General features: G+C 54.3%; 11 protein-coding genes and 1 pseudogene. 11 read left to right on the forward strand and 1 reads right to left on the reverse strand.

Annotation, left to right across the window (positions count from 1 at the left end; genetic code table 11):
* Positions 1-295: 295 nt before the first annotated feature.
* The 11 genes and pseudogenes from G3N58_RS31505 to G3N58_RS31555 all read left to right on the forward strand — a co-directional run.
* Positions 296-1,042: pseudogene (locus G3N58_RS31505) on the forward strand (IS110 family transposase); the annotation flags it as partial.
* Positions 1,043-1,606: 564 nt separating this feature from the next.
* Entirely contained in the window at positions 1,607-2,146 is a 540-nt protein-coding gene (locus G3N58_RS31510; RefSeq protein WP_206001128.1) for a hypothetical protein, read from the forward strand.
* Between the two features lie 20 nt (positions 2,147-2,166).
* The gene (locus G3N58_RS31515) at positions 2,167-5,718 is read left to right on the forward strand and encodes a matrixin family metalloprotease (protein ID WP_206001129.1); all 3,552 of its coding nucleotides are present in this window, start codon (positions 2,167-2,169) and stop codon (positions 5,716-5,718) included.
* A gap of 33 nt (positions 5,719-5,751) precedes the next feature.
* Entirely contained in the window at positions 5,752-6,567 is an 816-nt protein-coding gene (locus G3N58_RS31520) for a sulfotransferase (RefSeq protein ID WP_206001130.1), read from the forward strand.
* A gap of 79 nt (positions 6,568-6,646) precedes the next feature.
* Positions 6,647-8,776 carry a type I secretion system permease/ATPase gene (locus G3N58_RS31525; RefSeq protein WP_206001131.1) on the forward strand — a complete coding sequence of 710 codons (2,130 nt, stop codon included), beginning with the start codon at positions 6,647-6,649 and terminating at the stop codon, positions 8,774-8,776.
* A gap of 29 nt (positions 8,777-8,805) precedes the next feature.
* Complete coding sequence (locus G3N58_RS31530; protein WP_206001132.1) at positions 8,806-10,227, forward strand: HlyD family type I secretion periplasmic adaptor subunit; 1,422 nt, start codon at positions 8,806-8,808, stop codon at positions 10,225-10,227.
* Positions 10,217-11,707: a TolC family protein gene (locus tag G3N58_RS31535; RefSeq protein WP_346778308.1), complete on the forward strand. Its 1,491-nt coding sequence runs from the start codon at positions 10,217-10,219 to the stop codon at positions 11,705-11,707. Before G3N58_RS31530 ends, G3N58_RS31535 begins: the two co-directional genes overlap by 11 nt.
* A 220-nt stretch (positions 11,708-11,927) precedes the next feature.
* Positions 11,928-12,860, forward strand: a complete 933-nt coding sequence (locus G3N58_RS31540) for a phytanoyl-CoA dioxygenase family protein (RefSeq protein WP_206001133.1) — start codon at positions 11,928-11,930, stop codon at positions 12,858-12,860.
* 572 nt (positions 12,861-13,432) lie between these two features.
* Positions 13,433-13,915, forward strand: coding sequence for a hypothetical protein (locus tag G3N58_RS31545; protein WP_206001134.1), 483 nt, complete (start codon positions 13,433-13,435; stop codon positions 13,913-13,915).
* A 271-nt stretch (positions 13,916-14,186) separates the two neighbouring features.
* Positions 14,187-14,654 (forward strand): hypothetical protein, encoded by a 468-nt coding sequence (locus G3N58_RS31550; protein WP_206001135.1) that lies wholly within the window; start codon positions 14,187-14,189, stop codon positions 14,652-14,654.
* A 445-nt stretch (positions 14,655-15,099) separates the two neighbouring features.
* Positions 15,100-15,612 (forward strand): hypothetical protein, encoded by a 513-nt coding sequence (locus tag G3N58_RS31555; RefSeq protein WP_206001136.1) that lies wholly within the window; start codon positions 15,100-15,102, stop codon positions 15,610-15,612.
* A 349-nt stretch (positions 15,613-15,961) separates the two neighbouring features.
* On the opposite strand, the gene G3N58_RS31560 is transcribed toward G3N58_RS31555, so the two are convergent.
* The gene (locus tag G3N58_RS31560) at positions 15,962-16,456 is read right to left on the reverse strand and encodes a hypothetical protein (RefSeq protein ID WP_206001137.1); all 495 of its coding nucleotides are present in this window, start codon (positions 16,454-16,456) and stop codon (positions 15,962-15,964) included.
* Between the last annotated feature and the right edge of the window lie 461 nt (positions 16,457-16,917).

Raw genomic sequence — 16,917 nt, forward strand, 5'->3', positions numbered from 1 at the left:
TACCAAGATCGATTCCGACAAGCGTTACTTCTTCCATGATGGTTCCCCTTGGTGATTGCCTCCATAGCGTACTCTTGCCGGGGAGGCGGGGGCGACCATCCCATTAACACAGTCCTATGCCTACCCGTTAGTTTAAGCGGGAGACTGTGTCCGGCGATTCAGGGGGCCGCTCCACCGTCGAACTGCGAAAAGTTCCGTCAAGTTGTTCGGTGCCACACCATGGTGCTGAAGAATGGCTTGAGCCGGATGCGGGGTGACCCGCACGTCCGGTTCTCAGGGGGCGGTGGCGCAGTAATCAGATGCCGCAGATGCCCGCGCGATCTGGAGCGCTGCGCAGCAACCGGAGGCGCGGTTTGTTGCGATCAAGAGCGAAGCCCAGCAGTCGATCCTGGCATTGCACCGCATACGTGCCCAGTTGATGAAGATTCGCATCATGCAGAGCAACGCATTGCGCAGCATCCTGTATGAGTTCGGCGAAATTCTTTCCGAGGGCTACGAACCGTTTGCCAAGGAAATCGCGCCGGCCCTGGCGAGAACATCAGAGCGCCTGCCAGCCATGTTGGTCGACAGTTTGCGCGAGCAGTGGGCTCGCATACAGGCGCTCAACGCAGATATTGCAGTGCTGGAGCGCCGTCTCTCGCATGCGCTCAGGGACAGCCCAGAATGCCAACACATCGCTGAAATTCCGGGTGTCGGGCTGCTGACAGCGACCGCGACAGTTTCCGCAATCGGTGACCCTGCGACCTTCCGTTCTGGCCGTGAATTTGCTGCCTGGCTGGGTCTGGTGCCTCGGCAGACTGGAACGGGAGGCCGCATACGACAACCAGGCATAAGCAAAAGAGGCAATACGTATCTACGCACGCTGCTAATGCACGGTGCAAGGGCAGTGATCGCGCGCGGTGCCCGCACGCCCTGGCTCGACGATCTGCTCGCACGGCGACCGTTCAATGTTGCAGTCGCCGCTGTTGCCAACAAGCTGGCCCGGACTATCTGGGCCGTGCTGTCACGGCAAACGCGGTATGAGGCGCCAGTTCATGCGTAGCGACGGCACTGCTGGCACACATCGTGATGTTGTAAATTCCCGCCCCAAGGAGCGCAGGCAACAAGTTGCATGATGGATTACAGGTTGGACCGGGACGAGGCAAGTCTGGTAAGAGCCATGAACCTTCGAGTTCGAGTGTTAGGTGAGACCCTCGTCAGCGAATTCCATATGGGCCAGCAGGTCGACCGGCCTGCATCAACGGGCCGGACATAAGCGTGCTGCCTTTACCTGTAGACCAGAAATGCAAACCAGCTTGCAATCCGGGAGGCGTCCACATAAGCCGCTCTTAACCCCGTGAGTCAATATCAACCATCAAAATCTTTCAGTAATATTTCGAAATATTACATATCTTTTATTCTGAATATTTTTTGTTAAATGAATTGTATTTTTTCAAGGCGTGATGTAATTTTTCAAATACTATGTAAGCATACATCTTCGTTCATCAAATTCAGTGCTATTTGGGTTGATTGAATTTTCTGCGCAAAAGATGATTAATCGCGCGGCATAAACCATGCCGGAGTAATTGATCTGTAAATATTGATGCTTGACATGCGCTATTGGAAGATGAAAATTTTCAGATTTGATGTGACACTCAATTTGCCAGGGCGAGATAATATTTGGGCATGCTTTCTAATTTTCTTCTCGGCTATCTCTCTAATAAGGGGAATCACTTCCACGCATTGGATGGTGAGTTATAGAAAGGGTGATGTGATTATTCCTCACCAAGTAGATCTAAAAAAAATTGGGCCGTTTGCGATGTCGACGATAAGAACCAGAAATGACACTCTCTTACGTTTTGCAAACCAAGATGGGTCCAATTATGAAGTAAGTATTTATGGATTAAGTATCTCGCCTGATGCTGCGAGAGAACTGGTCAATCAATATGGCAGTCGGCCGGTTGCTTATTTATTAATTGATTATAAAAATCCACTGCGGCAGATTTGGGGTATTCAAGTGGATGCAATCGAACTTTTGTCTTATCAAAAATCTGTTTCGAATTACAGGATAGATAGCTCAGGGCAATACACGTGGTTTATTTATTTCGCGGTATGTGTATTGTGGTTTTTGGTATCGATTGTCGATCTAAGGCGCATTCGTAAATAAGTAATCGACGGAGAATAGTGATGACATCTGTGATTGCACCTACCGTAAGTGGCTTGGGTCTAATGAATCAGTGGTTGGCCGCACTTGGCGCGGGCGAAAATGCTGACGCCATTGCCAAACCTGGCGATTCGGCTCTTGCCAATTCAGGTAGCGTACTGGAACTCGGGGCAACTGCCGGAAACGCCCTCGGGCTCATGTCGGACATGCTGGCCGGGATAACTGGCCTGGGAGGCGGCGCTGCTGTATTTGCTTCCGATTTTGAAAAAGCTATCGCTCAATACAATGAAAATCGCAGTGTATCGAGCGAGATTGCTGAAGCTTTGGTTGGTGACGTGTCGGGTTTGGTTTCAGCCGGTCTGCTAACCGCCATATCGTCGGCCCAAGCAGCGGGGGCGTCTTCGGTTGTTCTGGGGGCAGGTCTTGGAACTCTTGCACTGCCGGTTGCTGAGGCAGTCGCTGTGGCCACCGGCGCAGTGGCTGTGGTCTTAGCCGGAGTTGGCTTACTGTCCAGCGATGTTACCTCCAGTATTACTGCCTCGGCAAACGTCTTCTCAGGTCTGAACCTTTCCGATGATTCATCGGATATAACCCTCCCCACGATTACTGTTACCGCATCGTCACAACCGGATATCACTACCACCTCCGCAGACGGAACAGTTGTGACTCAGACATGGGAAGACTCTTCCGACTCCTACACGCTGGCGACGACCTACACAAGTAGTGCGAGGACAGAGATTTCTTCGGAGGTCACGACCGAAGTGGATTCGCAAGGCCAGAAAACAGTTACGACCGTTAATTACAACCCGGATGGGTTGGAATGCACATTCAACCAGAGCGTTAGTTCGTCCACCAATCCGAACGATGTGGTCGCTGAAGCGACTGGAACCGAGACAGTAAGTGGTACGGTACAGGCAGTGAACCTGACAGGAACAGGAATAAGTACAACCGTATCGGATGCCACAATCAATTTTGCCAACGGCGCAAGTGGGTCCGTTACTGGCCAGAATGATGTGATCAACGCCACGGGCGCTAGTATAAATCTGGCGGCAAACAGTAGTGCATCAATTGAAGGGACTAACGATAGTGTTACAGCTGGCCCAGGTGACGTCATTGACCTCAGCAACGCCACCATCACACTGACGGCGAACAGCTCAGTCACCATCAATGGTTCCAACGACACCATTATCGGTGCAACTGGCGATACCATTTCGATTAACGGCACCGGTGAAATAGTGACTGCTTCGGGGGATTCGCTTTCCCTTGGCTCGGACACTTCAGCCACGATCTCCGGTGGTGACGATAGCGTAATGGCTGCGACTGGAAGTAGTGCAACTGTGGACGGTGACGATAACGTTATCAGTTCTGTTGCAGGCGCGACCAGTGTCCTTGTCGGAGTCTCCGGCATAGGTGATCTGGTCAACCTCAATGCTAACAGCAGTAGCATAGTTGATCTTAATGGTGGAAGTGGAAGCACCATCAACGCCGCGGATGATTTTATCAGCATGAGCGCTGGCAATACGGGCGAGAACATTGTCGGCGGTAGCAATAACATCTATGTGAATGGAACAGGAGATACCTTTTCGGCTTCGAACGCGAGTGTGGAGTTGGGTGCGAACACATGGAGTACGGTTGCCGGTAGCAATAACTCGATAGTTGCATCTGGAGGGAACGTCCAGGCGACACTGGTGGGTAATGGCGATCAACTTGATTCTACATATGGAAATAATGGCTTCGCCGTCCAGGGAACGGGAGCGACCTTTAACGTAACCAGTGACGGAGTGGTATTCGATCAGGGGGCGAGCGGTACAGTGAGCGGCGACGCCAATGCAGTGGCTGCAGCAGGCACTGGTGTTTCTGTCGCACTGCTCGGTAATGGCTTCTCTGTCACTTCCGCAGTCGCAGGCGATGGTTTTTCCGTGACCGGGTCCAGTGAGATTTTTAATACTACAGGCGATGGCATTACATTCGAGCAGGGTTCGGGCGGTGATGTGCACGGCGACGGTAACACGGTAACTGCAGGGGGCGACGACGTTGGGGTCGCGCTATTTGGTAACGGCGACACGGTCAATTCGGCGATTGCCAACGATGGCTTTGCGGTCACAGGGGGAAGCGAGGTTTTTAATACTACCGGAGACGGTATTACGTTCGAGCAGGGTTCCGGTGGTGACGTGAATGGCAATAGCAACGCGATAGCGACCGCTGGCGGCGACGTCGGCGTGGCGCTGTTTGGTAACGGCGACACGGTCGATTCGGCGATTGCCAACGATGGCTTCGCGGTCACAGGGGGGAGCGAGATCTTCAATACTACCGGGGACGGTATCACGTTCGAGCAGGGTTCCGGTGGTGATGTGAATGGTAACGACAACGCGGTAGCGGCCGCCGGCAGCGACGTCGGTGTGGCACTGTTTGGTAACGGCGACACGGTTAATTCGGCGATTGCCAATGATGGTTTCTTGGTTAGCGGAACGGGCGAGACCTTCGATACCACTGATGACGGCATTACGTTTGAGGACGGTTCACACGGTGTAGTGAACGGTGACGACAACTATATGGGGGGGAGTTCGGACATCAGTGTCTACTCCAATGGTAGCGACAACAGCCTGAATGGGCAGACTCTCGCGGATGGAAGCGAGGGAGATTTAAGCGATAGCGGAGTATTCAGTGATCCTGATGAGAGCGATCCAGACCCTGGTGGCTACTATGGGTACTACGGCTACTACGGACTATCAGGCAAACAGTCGGTGATCAACGCTGCGCTGGGCCGCAACATAGGATCGATTGCGCAATATGATCTGAGCGTTGGCAATCAGACCGGTGCCGTCGCGGCGGAGAAGGCATTTAAACAGGCGCAGTTGATGGCCGATGCCACACCCACGTCAGGCACGGGATCGGCAGTCGACTCGGGCAACAAATGGGCGGGGGACATCATCACCTGGAGTCTGGGTGCCAACATGGGCAGTCAATACGACGAGGAGGTGCAGCAGGCGTTCGCGGCGTGGGCGGCAGCTTCCGGGTTGACCTTCGAGGAAGTTTCGGGTTCGTCGAAGGCGGATATCCAGATCGGTTTCAGCGATCTGGATACTGCCACGACGGCGGTAGCTGGCTATACGACATACCGGACAGGCGGCGGTCAGATATTGAGCGCGGCCATCCAGCTGGAAGATCCGGGGCAGGACTCGCTGGTTGCCGGGGCCGGTGGACAGCTCACGTACTCGGGGACCGGCGCGACGCTGGAGCAGGTGCTCATGCATGAGATTGGCCATGCGCTGGGTCTGGCCGACGACTCAGACCAGGACTCGATCATGTACTACGAGTTGACCTCAAATAACCCGACACTGGACAGTACGGATATTGCGGGTATCCAGTCGATCTATGGTTCGGCGGGAAGTCCAGGAGCGCCTGGCCTGAGTGCGGCCGGGTCCAGTAGTGCCGGTCACGCGTGGACTGATCATCGGCTTGGCCAGCTCATTGCGGGTATGGCGTCGTTCAATCCGCAGTCGGCGGGAAATACGAGTTTCACACAGGACGAGCATGCCCATCATCATGGGACACTGGCAGCCAGTGCAAATTAATCCTTTGTGATACTGATGATGGAAAGGGGCAGCATGGTTACCCGCTTGCATCTGATTTCGGGGCTTCCCCGCTCGGGATCAACGTTACTGTGCGCACTTCTGCGGCAGAATCCACGCTTTACCGCTGCGATGACCAGTCCGGTTGCGTCTCTGTGTGGAGCCTTGCACAAGAAGATGTGTGGAGGCGAATTTGGTGTTTTCTTTGACGATGCCAAACGGGCCACCATGCTGCGAGGCGTGTTCAATTCCTATTACGCGGATATTGAGGCGGGGCGTATTGTGTTCGACACCAATCGAACATGGACGGGGCGTGCTGCTCTTCTGGGCGAGTTGTACCCGCAGTCGCGTATTGTCTGCTGTGTGCGAGAGGTTGGATGGATCATCGACAGCGTCGAAAGGATGCTGGCGAAGAATCCACTCCAGCTCTCTCGCATGTTCAACTTTCAGCCCGGTACTTCGGTGTATGCGCGTGCAGAATCATTGATGAACTCGGAGAACGGACTTATCGGTCTGTCCTGGACTTCGCTGCGTGAAGCCTGGTTTGGGTCCCAGGCGAATCGGCTGATTATCGTTCCCTATGAGCAACTGGTTCTCCAGCCAGGGGCAACCTTGCGGCGACTTTATGAAGAGCTTGGCGAGCCATGGTACTGCCATGACTTCGACAATGTTGTCTATGACGAACCAGACTATGATTCGCTACTTGGCATGCCCGGATTACACAAGGTCAGGGAGAAGGTCGAGTATCAGCAGCGTAAGCCTTGCATTCCACCGGATCTTTTCACCAAATATGCAGGAACGGGTTTCTGGACGAAGCCGGAACTGAATACGCGTGGCGTTACGATTCTCTGATCGGACTCCTGCTGCGCCAGCATCCTGGTAAGTGCTGTCTCTTACGCTTCATTCTGGCCTGACGAAATAGCTGGTATGTATGTTTGATCCAAAACAACAAGCCGTCCCTGACAGCGATGCGGGGCTTGCCGCTCTTGTGCTGATTGCACGCTTCCACGGTATTGCTGCGGATGCAGGGCAATTGCGTCACGCATCGGGCATCAAATCAGCCGCTTTCAACGATAGCGAACTGACGTTGTCCGCACGTTCGCTAGGTCTGAAGACACGAAAGGTGCGTGTTTCCGCCGATCGTCTGTCCCGTACTCCATTTCCAGCACTGGCGCTTGACCGGGACGGTCGGCACTTTATTCTGGCCGGCTACAGGGAAGGCCGAGCGCTGATATTCGATTCTGGTGCCAGCAATACAACCACGACTTCTCCCGACGATGTCATCGCGCGATGCGATGGCCAGATGCTGCTTTTTGCTTCGCGTGCATCGCTCGCCGGCGAACTGGCGAGGTTCGACTTTTCCTGGTTTATTCCAGCTGTGATCAAGTACCGACGGCTGCTTGCTGAGGTGTTGCTCGTTTCCGCGGTATTGCAGCTGTTCGGTCTGGTGTCTCCACTGATGTTCCAGGTTGTTATGGACAAGGTCCTGGTCAACCGGGCATTCAACACATTGAACGTCGTGTGCATCGCACTGCTCGTCAGTTCGATATTCGAGGTCGCGCTCACGGGACTACGCAACTACGTGTTCTCGCATACGGCGAACCGCATTGACGTTGAATTGGGTGCCCGGCTTTTCCGGCATCTACTTGCGCTGCCGCTCGCCTACTTTGGTGCCCGCAGGGTTGGTGACACGGTCGCACGCGTACGCGAACTGGAGAATATTCGCAACTTCCTTACCGGGCAGGCGTTGACTGCTGTTATCGACCTGTTCTTCTCTTTTATCTTTCTCTCGGTAATGTGCATGTACAGCGTCTGGTTGACGCTTGTCGTGGTGATCTCGCTACCCGTGTATGCTGCCATATCGATGACGCTCAACCCGGTTTTACGCCGACGTCTGAACGAGAAGTTTGCTCGTAGTGCGGACAATCAGTCTTTCCTCGTTGAAGCGATTTCTGGTGCTGAAACCGTGAAATCGATGGCAGTCGAACCACAGTTCACGCGTCGTTGGGATACCCAACTGGCTGCGTATGTTGCTGCTGGCTTTCGCGTAAGCGAGTTGGGCAACATCGGTCAACAACTTATTCAGTTGGTCGGCAAGCTCGTTACGCTGGTGACACTTTATTTTGGTGCGAAACTGGTTATCGACGGCAAGCTTTCAGTGGGACAGCTCATCGCCTTTAACATGATGTCCCAGCGGGTTGCAGCTCCGGTTCTTCGACTGGCCCAACTGTGGCAGGATTTCCAACAGATCGGCATTTCGATGGGGCGGCTCGGTGACATTCTCAACAGTCGCACTGAACTGCCGCAAAGCCGCCAGGCATTGCCTGCGGTCAAGGGTGATATCAGCTTTCAGAATATCCGTTTCCGCTACACCCCGGATGGTCCGACGATCCTGCATGATGTGTCGCTCGATATTCGCGCGGGAGAAGTCATCGGTATTGTCGGTCGATCAGGTTCGGGGAAGAGCACGCTGACAAAGCTGCTGCAGCGCCTTTACATCCCGGAGCACGGCCGCGTACGTATCGACGGGGTTGATCTCGCACTGGCAGACCCGGCATGGCTAAGGCGGCAGATCGGTGTCGTGCTACAGGAAAACCTTCTGTTCAACCGCTCAATTCGCGACAACATTGCTATTACCGATCCCGGCATTCCACTTGATGCAGTCATGCATGCGGCAAGCCTCGCCGGGGCGCACGATTTTATTTCGGAAATGCCTGAAGGTTACGACACACTTGTGGGTGAGCATGGTTCCAACCTTTCGGGCGGCCAGCGCCAGCGCCTTGCCATTGCGCGCGCGTTGGTAACCAATCCGCGCATTCTCATTTTCGATGAAGCAACAAGCGCGCTTGACTTCGAGACAGAACGGATTATCCAGAACAACATGAAGGCGATGTGTAAAGGACGGACCGTTATCATTATCGCGCATCGGCTCACGTCAGTTCGACATGCTGATCATATCGTTGCAATGGATAAAGGCAGGATTGTCGAACGCGGTGATCATGAGCAGTTACTGGGGCTAGGCGGTTATTATTCGCATCTCGTGTCACTTCAGAACGGCTGACGCAACGAGCCAACACAGCAGAATCCATCATGAATGTCATAAGAGTGCAGGCGCTTGGTGACCTGCTGAGACGCTACAGTGCTGTGTTCCGAGCGGCATGGTCAGTGCGTCGGCAACTCGATATCCAGCCGCGCCTTTCACACGAACGAGCATTTTTGCCCGCCAACCTTGAGTTGGTGGAAACTCCAGTTCATCCTGCGCCGCAGTGGGCAATGCGTATCATCGTCATCCTGGCTATCCTGACCGTACTGATTGCCCTGTTCGGTCAGCTTGATATCGTAGCCGTGGCCAAAGGTAAACTGCTGCCCGATGAGCGGGTAAAGGTGATTCAGCCGGCCATTACCGGCGTGGTCCGACAGATTCTCGTGCACGATGGACAACGGGTGCATGCCGGTCAGCTACTGATGCAACTGGATCCGACCCAGGCAGCTGCGGACTCGAATAAGGCGCGCTCATCACGGATTGACGCGGCGCTTGCTGCGGAACGTTCCCGCACATTGCTGGCAGCATCGAGCACTGGACGGCCGCCTCAAATGGCTTCCGTCAACGGCGCGTCACCTGATGAGCAACGGCAGGCAGAGCACTTTGCAGACGGGCTTTATCGCGAATATCAGGACAAGCTGAACAGTGCGCAGTCCGAACTTCTAAAGCGCGAGGCGGAGCTGGATGAAACGCGCCAGGAAATTGCCAGACTCGCTGCAACGGCTCCGCTCGCTCGTCAGCAGGCCGATCAGTACCAGTCACTCGCAGCAGATAAATATGTCGCGCAGACTGACTATCTGGACAAGGAACAGGCCGCACTTGAGAAAGAACACGAGCTGGCAGCCCAGCAGAGTCATGCTCATGAACTCATTGCCGGTATCTCTGAACAGCGCGCGGACATTGAATCAATCACTTCGGAGTTTCGCAAGGAACAACTGGATACACTCGACAAGTCAACCGAGCAACTTGAGCAGAGTCGCAATGACGAGACCAAGGCGGACACACGGCAGAAGCTGTTGAGTCTTACCGCGCCTGTTTCGGGTACTGTTCAGCAACTGGCGATTCACACGATCGGCGGCGTTGCAACATCAGCGCAATCGTTAATGGAAATCGTACCCTACGATACAGTCGAGGTCGAAGCGAATATCGAGAACAAGGATATCGGTTTCGTGAAAGTTGGTCAGATGGCTATCGTGAAGATTGAAGCATTTCCGTATACGCGATACGGTTATCTGACAGGTAAGATTGTTTCAGTTTCGAACGATGCAGTACAGGACAAGAAGCTTGGTCTGACATTCGTTGCCCACATTCTTTTGCCAACTAACAGGATTCTCGCCAACGGGCAGTGGATTAATCTAACGCCCGGCATGGAAGTGACGGCCGAAATCAAGACCGGCAAACGCAGCGTCGCGCACTATTTCCTGGATCCAGTCATCCAGACAGGCCAGGAGAGCATGCGTGAGCGTTAAAAACAACGGATGTGCAATAGAGATGCGACATGTCTCAGTGCTGGGTGGTCTGTGCGTATTGTTTGGCATGTCGGGTTCAGCGTGGAGCATGGATCCGCTATTTACCGGCCAGTCAGTGCCCGTGACGCCGGCGCAGATGCTCGACAACGGAAATGTCCAAGGCTGCGAATTCGGGCCGCTGACAGATCCGCTGCCGCTGCAGGAAGCGGTCGAACGCAGCCTCTGCAATAACCCCAAAACACGCGAAGCGTGGGCTCAGGTCAAGATCCAGGCAGCAGGCGTGGGGATTGACCGGTCAGCGTATTTGCCTACCGTCTCCGCGACATGGCAGGGTGTGACGGACGAAACCGTCACGAACGTGACGGGATATCCCCAGTACAGTTCCCGCTATCGCAACAGCATGCTCAAGACCGACAGTGTATCGCTAAGCTGGGTGCTTTACGATTTCGGCGGTCGTAAGGCTGCGTTGGACAATGCCACAGCATTGCTCGCAGCGGCACGAGCCAGCGAAGAGGCTGCGCTAGAGACGGTTTTTGCCGCAGTGGCAAAGGATTACTATGCAGCACAGGCCGCGCAAGGCGCACTTACTGCGGCGCAGGAAATCGAGCGAACCGCGGACGATAGCTTCAAGGCCGCAACCGTTCGTGTCGACAAGGGTATTGCTCCGGTCAGTGACGAGCTGCAGGCCCAGACATCGTGGGCGCAGTCTATTGTTGACCGGACCAAGGCAGAGGGGACGTGGCAGGTTGCTCTGGGTACACTAACTTCAGATATGGACCTGGATCCGAGTACTCCGGTCACGTTGCCAGGTGTCAGCGACGGGGTGGCTCCGGATAATGAATTCAGTGAGTCAGTTGCTGATCTGATTCAACTGGCGAAGCGGTCACATCCAAGTGTTGTTGCCGCCGAGGAACAAGTCGAAGCCGCCGTCGCTAAAGTGGCGCAAACTCGAGCGGAGGGGCTGCCGAGCCTGAGCCTTGTGGCGAAATACAGTCAGAATAACGAGCCCACAACACTCGCGGTTGGGGTGCCGCAATTTCCTGCTACTGGTCATGAGTGGTATCTCGGATTCGAGTTGACGATTCCGATCTTTGAGGGGTTCGGACGTACGTATCAGATACGGCAGGCCGAAGCGCAGACGGAATTGCAGCGCGACACGCTTGACGAGGTGCAACAACAGGTTGGACTCGACGTCTGGACAAGTTATCAGGGACTACAGACAGCGACCCATAACCTTGGCAATACCGAAATGTTGCTCGACGTTGCACATCGCTCCTATGCCGCGGCGCAACGCCGATACCAAGTCGGAGTCGGCAATATCCTCGAACTGCTTAATACGCAATCGTCCATGGCGGTCGCCACACGGCAACGTATTCAGGCGTTGACCGATTGGCGTTCGGCGCGATTACAACTCGCCGCGAAACTGGGCAAGCTGGGCATGTGGGACATTATTGATCAGTCATCGATGGGGACCAGATAATGGTTCCATTGTGACAGCACACGCGCTATCTTCGGCTTGAACATCGTTGTATCAGGAGTCATCTGTTCTTTGCCCCGCTGCCAAATCACCTGGGCCGAATTCCACGCCGATCATCGATCAGCACGTGTCTGACCTTTACGTATCAAAGCGCTAACCCGTATCGGGATGACGCGCGCCAGCCGCATCAGATGTATGTATGGGCACCAAAGGAGCTTAAGTCATGATTTCAGCACTGAAAAAAGAATTCAACGACAACGGTTTTGCCATCCTTCCGGAGTTTTACCCGGCCGGGCAGATCGACGAAGTTGTCGATTCGATAGCAAGACGTAAGTTAGAGCGGCCGATGAACGTGACCATCGATCTGCTCGACACGGGTGAACGCAGTTTGCTGGGCTTGCTGACCGCTGAGGAGATTGCGACGCGGCGGATGAAGATCAATGATCTCTACCTCGACATGAACAATGTTCGCGAGCTGGCGCTCTCGGAGCGAATCAGTTTCGTTCTGCAACAGATGTTTGGTCAGGAACCCGCGCTATGCAACAGCCTTTACTTTGAAAAAGGCAGTCAGCAACCGGCTCACGTCGATTCGATCTACATGACGCCGCCTACCCCCGATCATCTGATCGCGATCTGGGTAGCGCTGGAAGACGCTCACGTCGATGCGGGCCAACTGGAATACTATCCGGGCAGCCACAAGATCGAGCAGATGATTTTCAGCAACGGCACGCGGCATTTTGTGCCCGAAGAAATGCCGAAGTGGCATGCCTACATGGAGGCGGAGGTAGCACGGCAAGGCCTCATGAAGCAGGTATTTTCCGCGAGGAAGGGCGACGTGCTGATTTGGCACGCAAACCTGTTGCATGGAGGTGGTCCGATCGCTGATCCTTCGCGCACGAGAAAGTCGCTCGTTTTCCACTATTTCTCGGCTAATGATGCCACGGGCCTCGGCATGAAGCTGTGTCCGATGTCGTCCGGATTCTGGATCGATCGGCCCATCCAGGATGTGCCCAAGGAGGCATTCGAGAGCGCAGAGTTCGAGGAGGCATATCTTGCGAAGTATCCAGACGTTGCGCAGGCGGTCAAGGAAAAGCGCTTTGCTTCTGGATCACAACATTACCGGATCTTTGGGAAGGCAGAGGGGCGGTACGTTTGAGATTTTCAGAGTCCTGAAATCAGAGGTATTAGCCGGCTTCATCCTGAAACCAATTTGAAATGAACACATCAAAACTCATGCGACTGCGAATACTATGGTTTACGCGTAGTTCTTACACGATCGTGCAGATCATTTTTTAGGCACGAATTTCCTTGAGTGGAAAAAGCATCGAACCGGTACTGATGGGGCGGCCGCCGTGAAAATAGGACACAAAAAGATACATAAGCTATGAAGTAGTCTTGCAACGATGTTTAAGCCTATGTGCACGTCAATCACGCTGGCGTCCATCGCCCACGTCTCGCTCGATTCTGAGATCGGAATAGTCGTCATCGGAGCAGCAAGCGGCGTAGCATGCCGAAGCGTGCTGATGGATTGATCCGCATATCTTTCGCCAACAGGCTTTCGCTCATCAAAAAATAAATTGCCTAGGCGGCCTGGCCTCGGCATACTTCATTCCACGGCGGCATCACTCAATCGAAAATTTTGTCGCCGCCTAGTTTCTTCGTGAAAGTTGCGCCGCTGTCATAACTCTTTCACGTTCCCACCCACTCTCTAAAGAGAAAGGAACGTGTATGTCTACCCAAATCCAATCAATCGATCTTTCCATCGGCAACGCATACTTTCACCTGCGTCCGCTTGCCCCGTCCGAGAAGTATCTTGAGCTTTACTGCAAGGGATTCGAAGACGAACTGCATTTCCGGTTCAGCGACTGGATGCGTCTCACGGACTTCATGTTCGGCAACGAGATCGCGGACAGCTACGTTGTCCCCGAAGATGCGCCGCTCGATAGCTACGGTGAACTCACGCTTATTGTTGGCTTTGCGCAACGGGACCAGGAGCCTGCTCATCTGACCTACAGCATGGTTAATCCGCTCGATCCGGAAGACCCACTTGGGAAAATCTACATGACAGAGGGTTGCTGCGCCAGATTGCTGCAATCTATCCGCTGCGGCGAGCTTCGTCGTTTCGACCCATCCCTCGCCGATGCAGTCGAACCCTTGCGGGAAGCGCTCACGGAAAGCGGCGGACTGCTCGGTACGGTTGTCGCCGGATAGCCGACAGGCGTATCCAGCGGCGCGGCAGCCAATTGCGTGAGCCGCTGGCTGCGCCTTAAGAAAATTGCTGGATGCAGTGCTGTCCGGTACATTCGGAACTGCGGTCACAGCAAACCTCGTCCACCCGAAATCGCCGTGCTTCGCAAACCGATATTCAGTTCGTCGCAGCCCTTGTCGGGTGTGCGCGCCTTCGATGGCATACAGACTCCAGCGCCCCAACCGGGCGTCCAGCCGATCGCACTTCCGCGATTGCTGCTCTCTGGAGACCGCCGTGTCACGAAGTCACTATACTTTTAGCCCCCTGAACCCGACGCCCGGTTACCCGGTCAATTCGGCGCTCCTGAAGTTTCCCGAATATCGGGGCAATCCGATCTGCCTATGTCCAGAGCACTGGAGCGCTTTGGGAAAGTTCTTCGAGCGGATGGGGTGGGATATCGAATGGACGACGTGTGCGATGCCGCGATTGTGGATCGAACAGACACGCGCGCGTGGCCGGCTAGACAAACGTCTGTCACGTGACGATACACGCACAGTCGTCCAGTACGAACTGAAATCTCCGTACGACGCCCGGCCAGAAGACTGCATGTCACTGTCGCGCGGCCTGTGCGTCAGTATTGCGAATTCCATCGAGAACGGCTCAATGGAGCGTGAAACGCCGGAACTACATACTGTGCTCGCTCCATCTCTCGTCAAGTGGCGCGAATGCGGCGGACTATCGGGAATGTACGTGGTTGAATAGATGGTGGCACGCATGACGGGTATCGAAATATTTTAATTGTTCGCAATCCGTATTAATATAAACATTCCTGTCGAGATAGGCCGATTTTTCTGTCACGAAGGGTTACCAGGATTGCCAATGTTTTAGTCATTAAAATTGTAAACATTTCAGAATCGAAGTATAAATAGGATCGGTCGCCAAACGAGCGACCGATTTTTCTTCCGTCTACCCGGTACTGAACCGGCGACTCGCGCGATCTGCCGCCGAGTATTTCCAACACCTCCGCGCCCCCGCGCAGGAGTGACCCAATGCGGCAATGCCACGCCGCCATGTTCGTCGTTCAAGCGACGCGCATTGGCATAGCTTTATCTAAATCTTTACAAGATCCCCCTCTTGCAGGCGAGCTTAATGCAAGAACTGACTCCTGATGCACTGCTAATGCATGAGAGGTCCTGCATGAACCTCGTTGATCACCACCTATATGAATATCCATCCCTTCCGAAAAACGGAAGCCGGTCTTGAGCTACGTCGCGCGCACGTCGAATGGCTGGACCGCTCCGAGCACACGCACTTCTTGACCTTGAATTTTCATGCTTCCTATACCGAACGAGCAGCCATCGACCGGTTGCGTAAGTGGAATCTGAACGTGCGCTCTCGGTTGTTTCGAGCAAGAGATTTCGAGAACCTCCAGCGTGACGAGCTATTTCGCTTCGTCGCATATCCTGAGTACGCGCCTGCCTCTGGTCATCTGCACTATCACGCGCTTGCATATGTAACCGAAAAGCGCCGCGATTGGTTCGAGAAGTGTGCGGCTTCGCTCTGGAAAGCTATCATCCCGAGCGGTACGTGTGATGTGCGTGCGCTGGAATCCGAGAAGGACATGTCGCGTGTGGCTCAGTACATCTCAAAGCTCACTGAACGACCGTTCAGCTATAACGGCTTCATTGTAAGCCGCATGCTCGACACGGCTGGATCGTAAGATGCCTAAGGATAGATCAACCGCTACAGGCGGATCGTCAACTAATGCCTCTTGCGTCGTGTCTGCCCGATTGCCGGGTGAGCTTTGTACTCGCGTGCAGCTTGCAGCCGCCGGGAAAAATCAGTCCGTGTCGGCGTTCATTTCCCGGCTTTTGCAGGAGTGGCTTGCAGCCGCTGTGACGTGAGCGGCAGGCATGGTAGTCTTGCGTGTGCCAAACATTCGATATGCACCACACTAGGCAGCGATCGCATCGCAGTGGTGAAGGATATTCAATGAAAACGCGATGCAGCCAGGTCGACTAATAGCGCGCGGTGTTGTGCATGGTAGTCGGCACTGGCACGTCCATGGACTACGAAAAAATCATCGCGATCCGGGCGAAAAGAATCTTTGAAAAAAACAGCGGAGGAAACGAACGATAGGTAGGAATATTGTTTGGTGCGCGGTCCAGGCTCGGCTTGAACCGTGTCTGAATGTGCATTTGTATTGGAGGCGCCTCTGCTTGAAAGCGCGCCCGGTACACATTCACCCAGTGTCCCTTTTCGAAGTCGAGATACATCGCCGAATTGCAACACCCAGCTACCACCCTCTTTGTCTGCGACTTCTCTTCGAGACGCAGGTCTAACAGCAACTCGCGGCCTTTCGTGCACTCGAAGCGGTCCTTGCGATAAAGTACGTAGGCGGTTCCGCCATCTGCATTGAGAACCGGCGCAGCATCGGGTAGCGTGTCGATCTGACGAGAGCCTCGTTGGCAATCGTCGCAATAGCAAACAACGGTTAATATAGGTGCGCCAGTTGCTTCACACTCCACTTTGCCGCATGAACATGACACGAGCGTAGTTGTCATCGGGACCGTCCGCCACTGTTTGCCTTTGTTATCCTGAAGTATTGCACGCCAGATGTCACCTGACAACTGAAGTGCCCGGTATGGAACTTCTCGGCGCGCAACCGATTGGCGACTGGAAGCTCGGCAAACCGAAGATGTATGACTCCCTCGTCTTACAGCCTTGGGGTGAATTGACTATACCGTCTATTCTGCTAGCCGTACCGGTCGGCTGTCAGCCATAAGCTGCCGCTTGCCGTAGCGAATGTCCGATTTGCGTGGGCGGTGCAAGCGCTTCGCCGACCTTTGGTAACTGAAAAATGAACTGCGGCGATATCTGCCTGCGGACGTTCAACACTGTTGATTTGCACGGAATCCTGACCCACCCTCGGCAGTAATTTGCATCGAATCTTGACCCACGTAGAACACTGACCTGCTCGGCAACGGGCGGGGGAACGGAGTGATCGACGTGGCTATATTGAGCA

Source organism: Paraburkholderia sp. Ac-20342 (assembly GCF_017104985.1).
GTDB lineage: Bacteria > Pseudomonadota > Gammaproteobacteria > Burkholderiales > Burkholderiaceae > Paraburkholderia.

Bases quoted from the DNA above. Each gene is read 5' to 3' on its own strand.
- G3N58_RS31510 (WP_206001128.1), top strand. From the start codon at position 1,607: ATGAAAATTTTCAGATTTGATGTGACACTCAATTTGCCAGGGCGAGAT.
- G3N58_RS31560 (WP_206001137.1), bottom strand. From the start codon at position 16,456: ATGACAACTACGCTCGTGTCATGTTCATGCGGCAAAGTGGAGTGTGAA.
- G3N58_RS31525 (WP_206001131.1), top strand. From the start codon at position 6,647: ATGTTTGATCCAAAACAACAAGCCGTCCCTGACAGCGATGCGGGGCTT.
- G3N58_RS31520 (WP_206001130.1), top strand. From the start codon at position 5,752: ATGGTTACCCGCTTGCATCTGATTTCGGGGCTTCCCCGCTCGGGATCA.
- G3N58_RS31515 (WP_206001129.1), top strand. From the start codon at position 2,167: ATGACATCTGTGATTGCACCTACCGTAAGTGGCTTGGGTCTAATGAAT.
- G3N58_RS31540 (WP_206001133.1), top strand. From the start codon at position 11,928: ATGATTTCAGCACTGAAAAAAGAATTCAACGACAACGGTTTTGCCATC.
- G3N58_RS31530 (WP_206001132.1), top strand. From the start codon at position 8,806: ATGAATGTCATAAGAGTGCAGGCGCTTGGTGACCTGCTGAGACGCTAC.
- G3N58_RS31545 (WP_206001134.1), top strand. From the start codon at position 13,433: ATGTCTACCCAAATCCAATCAATCGATCTTTCCATCGGCAACGCATAC.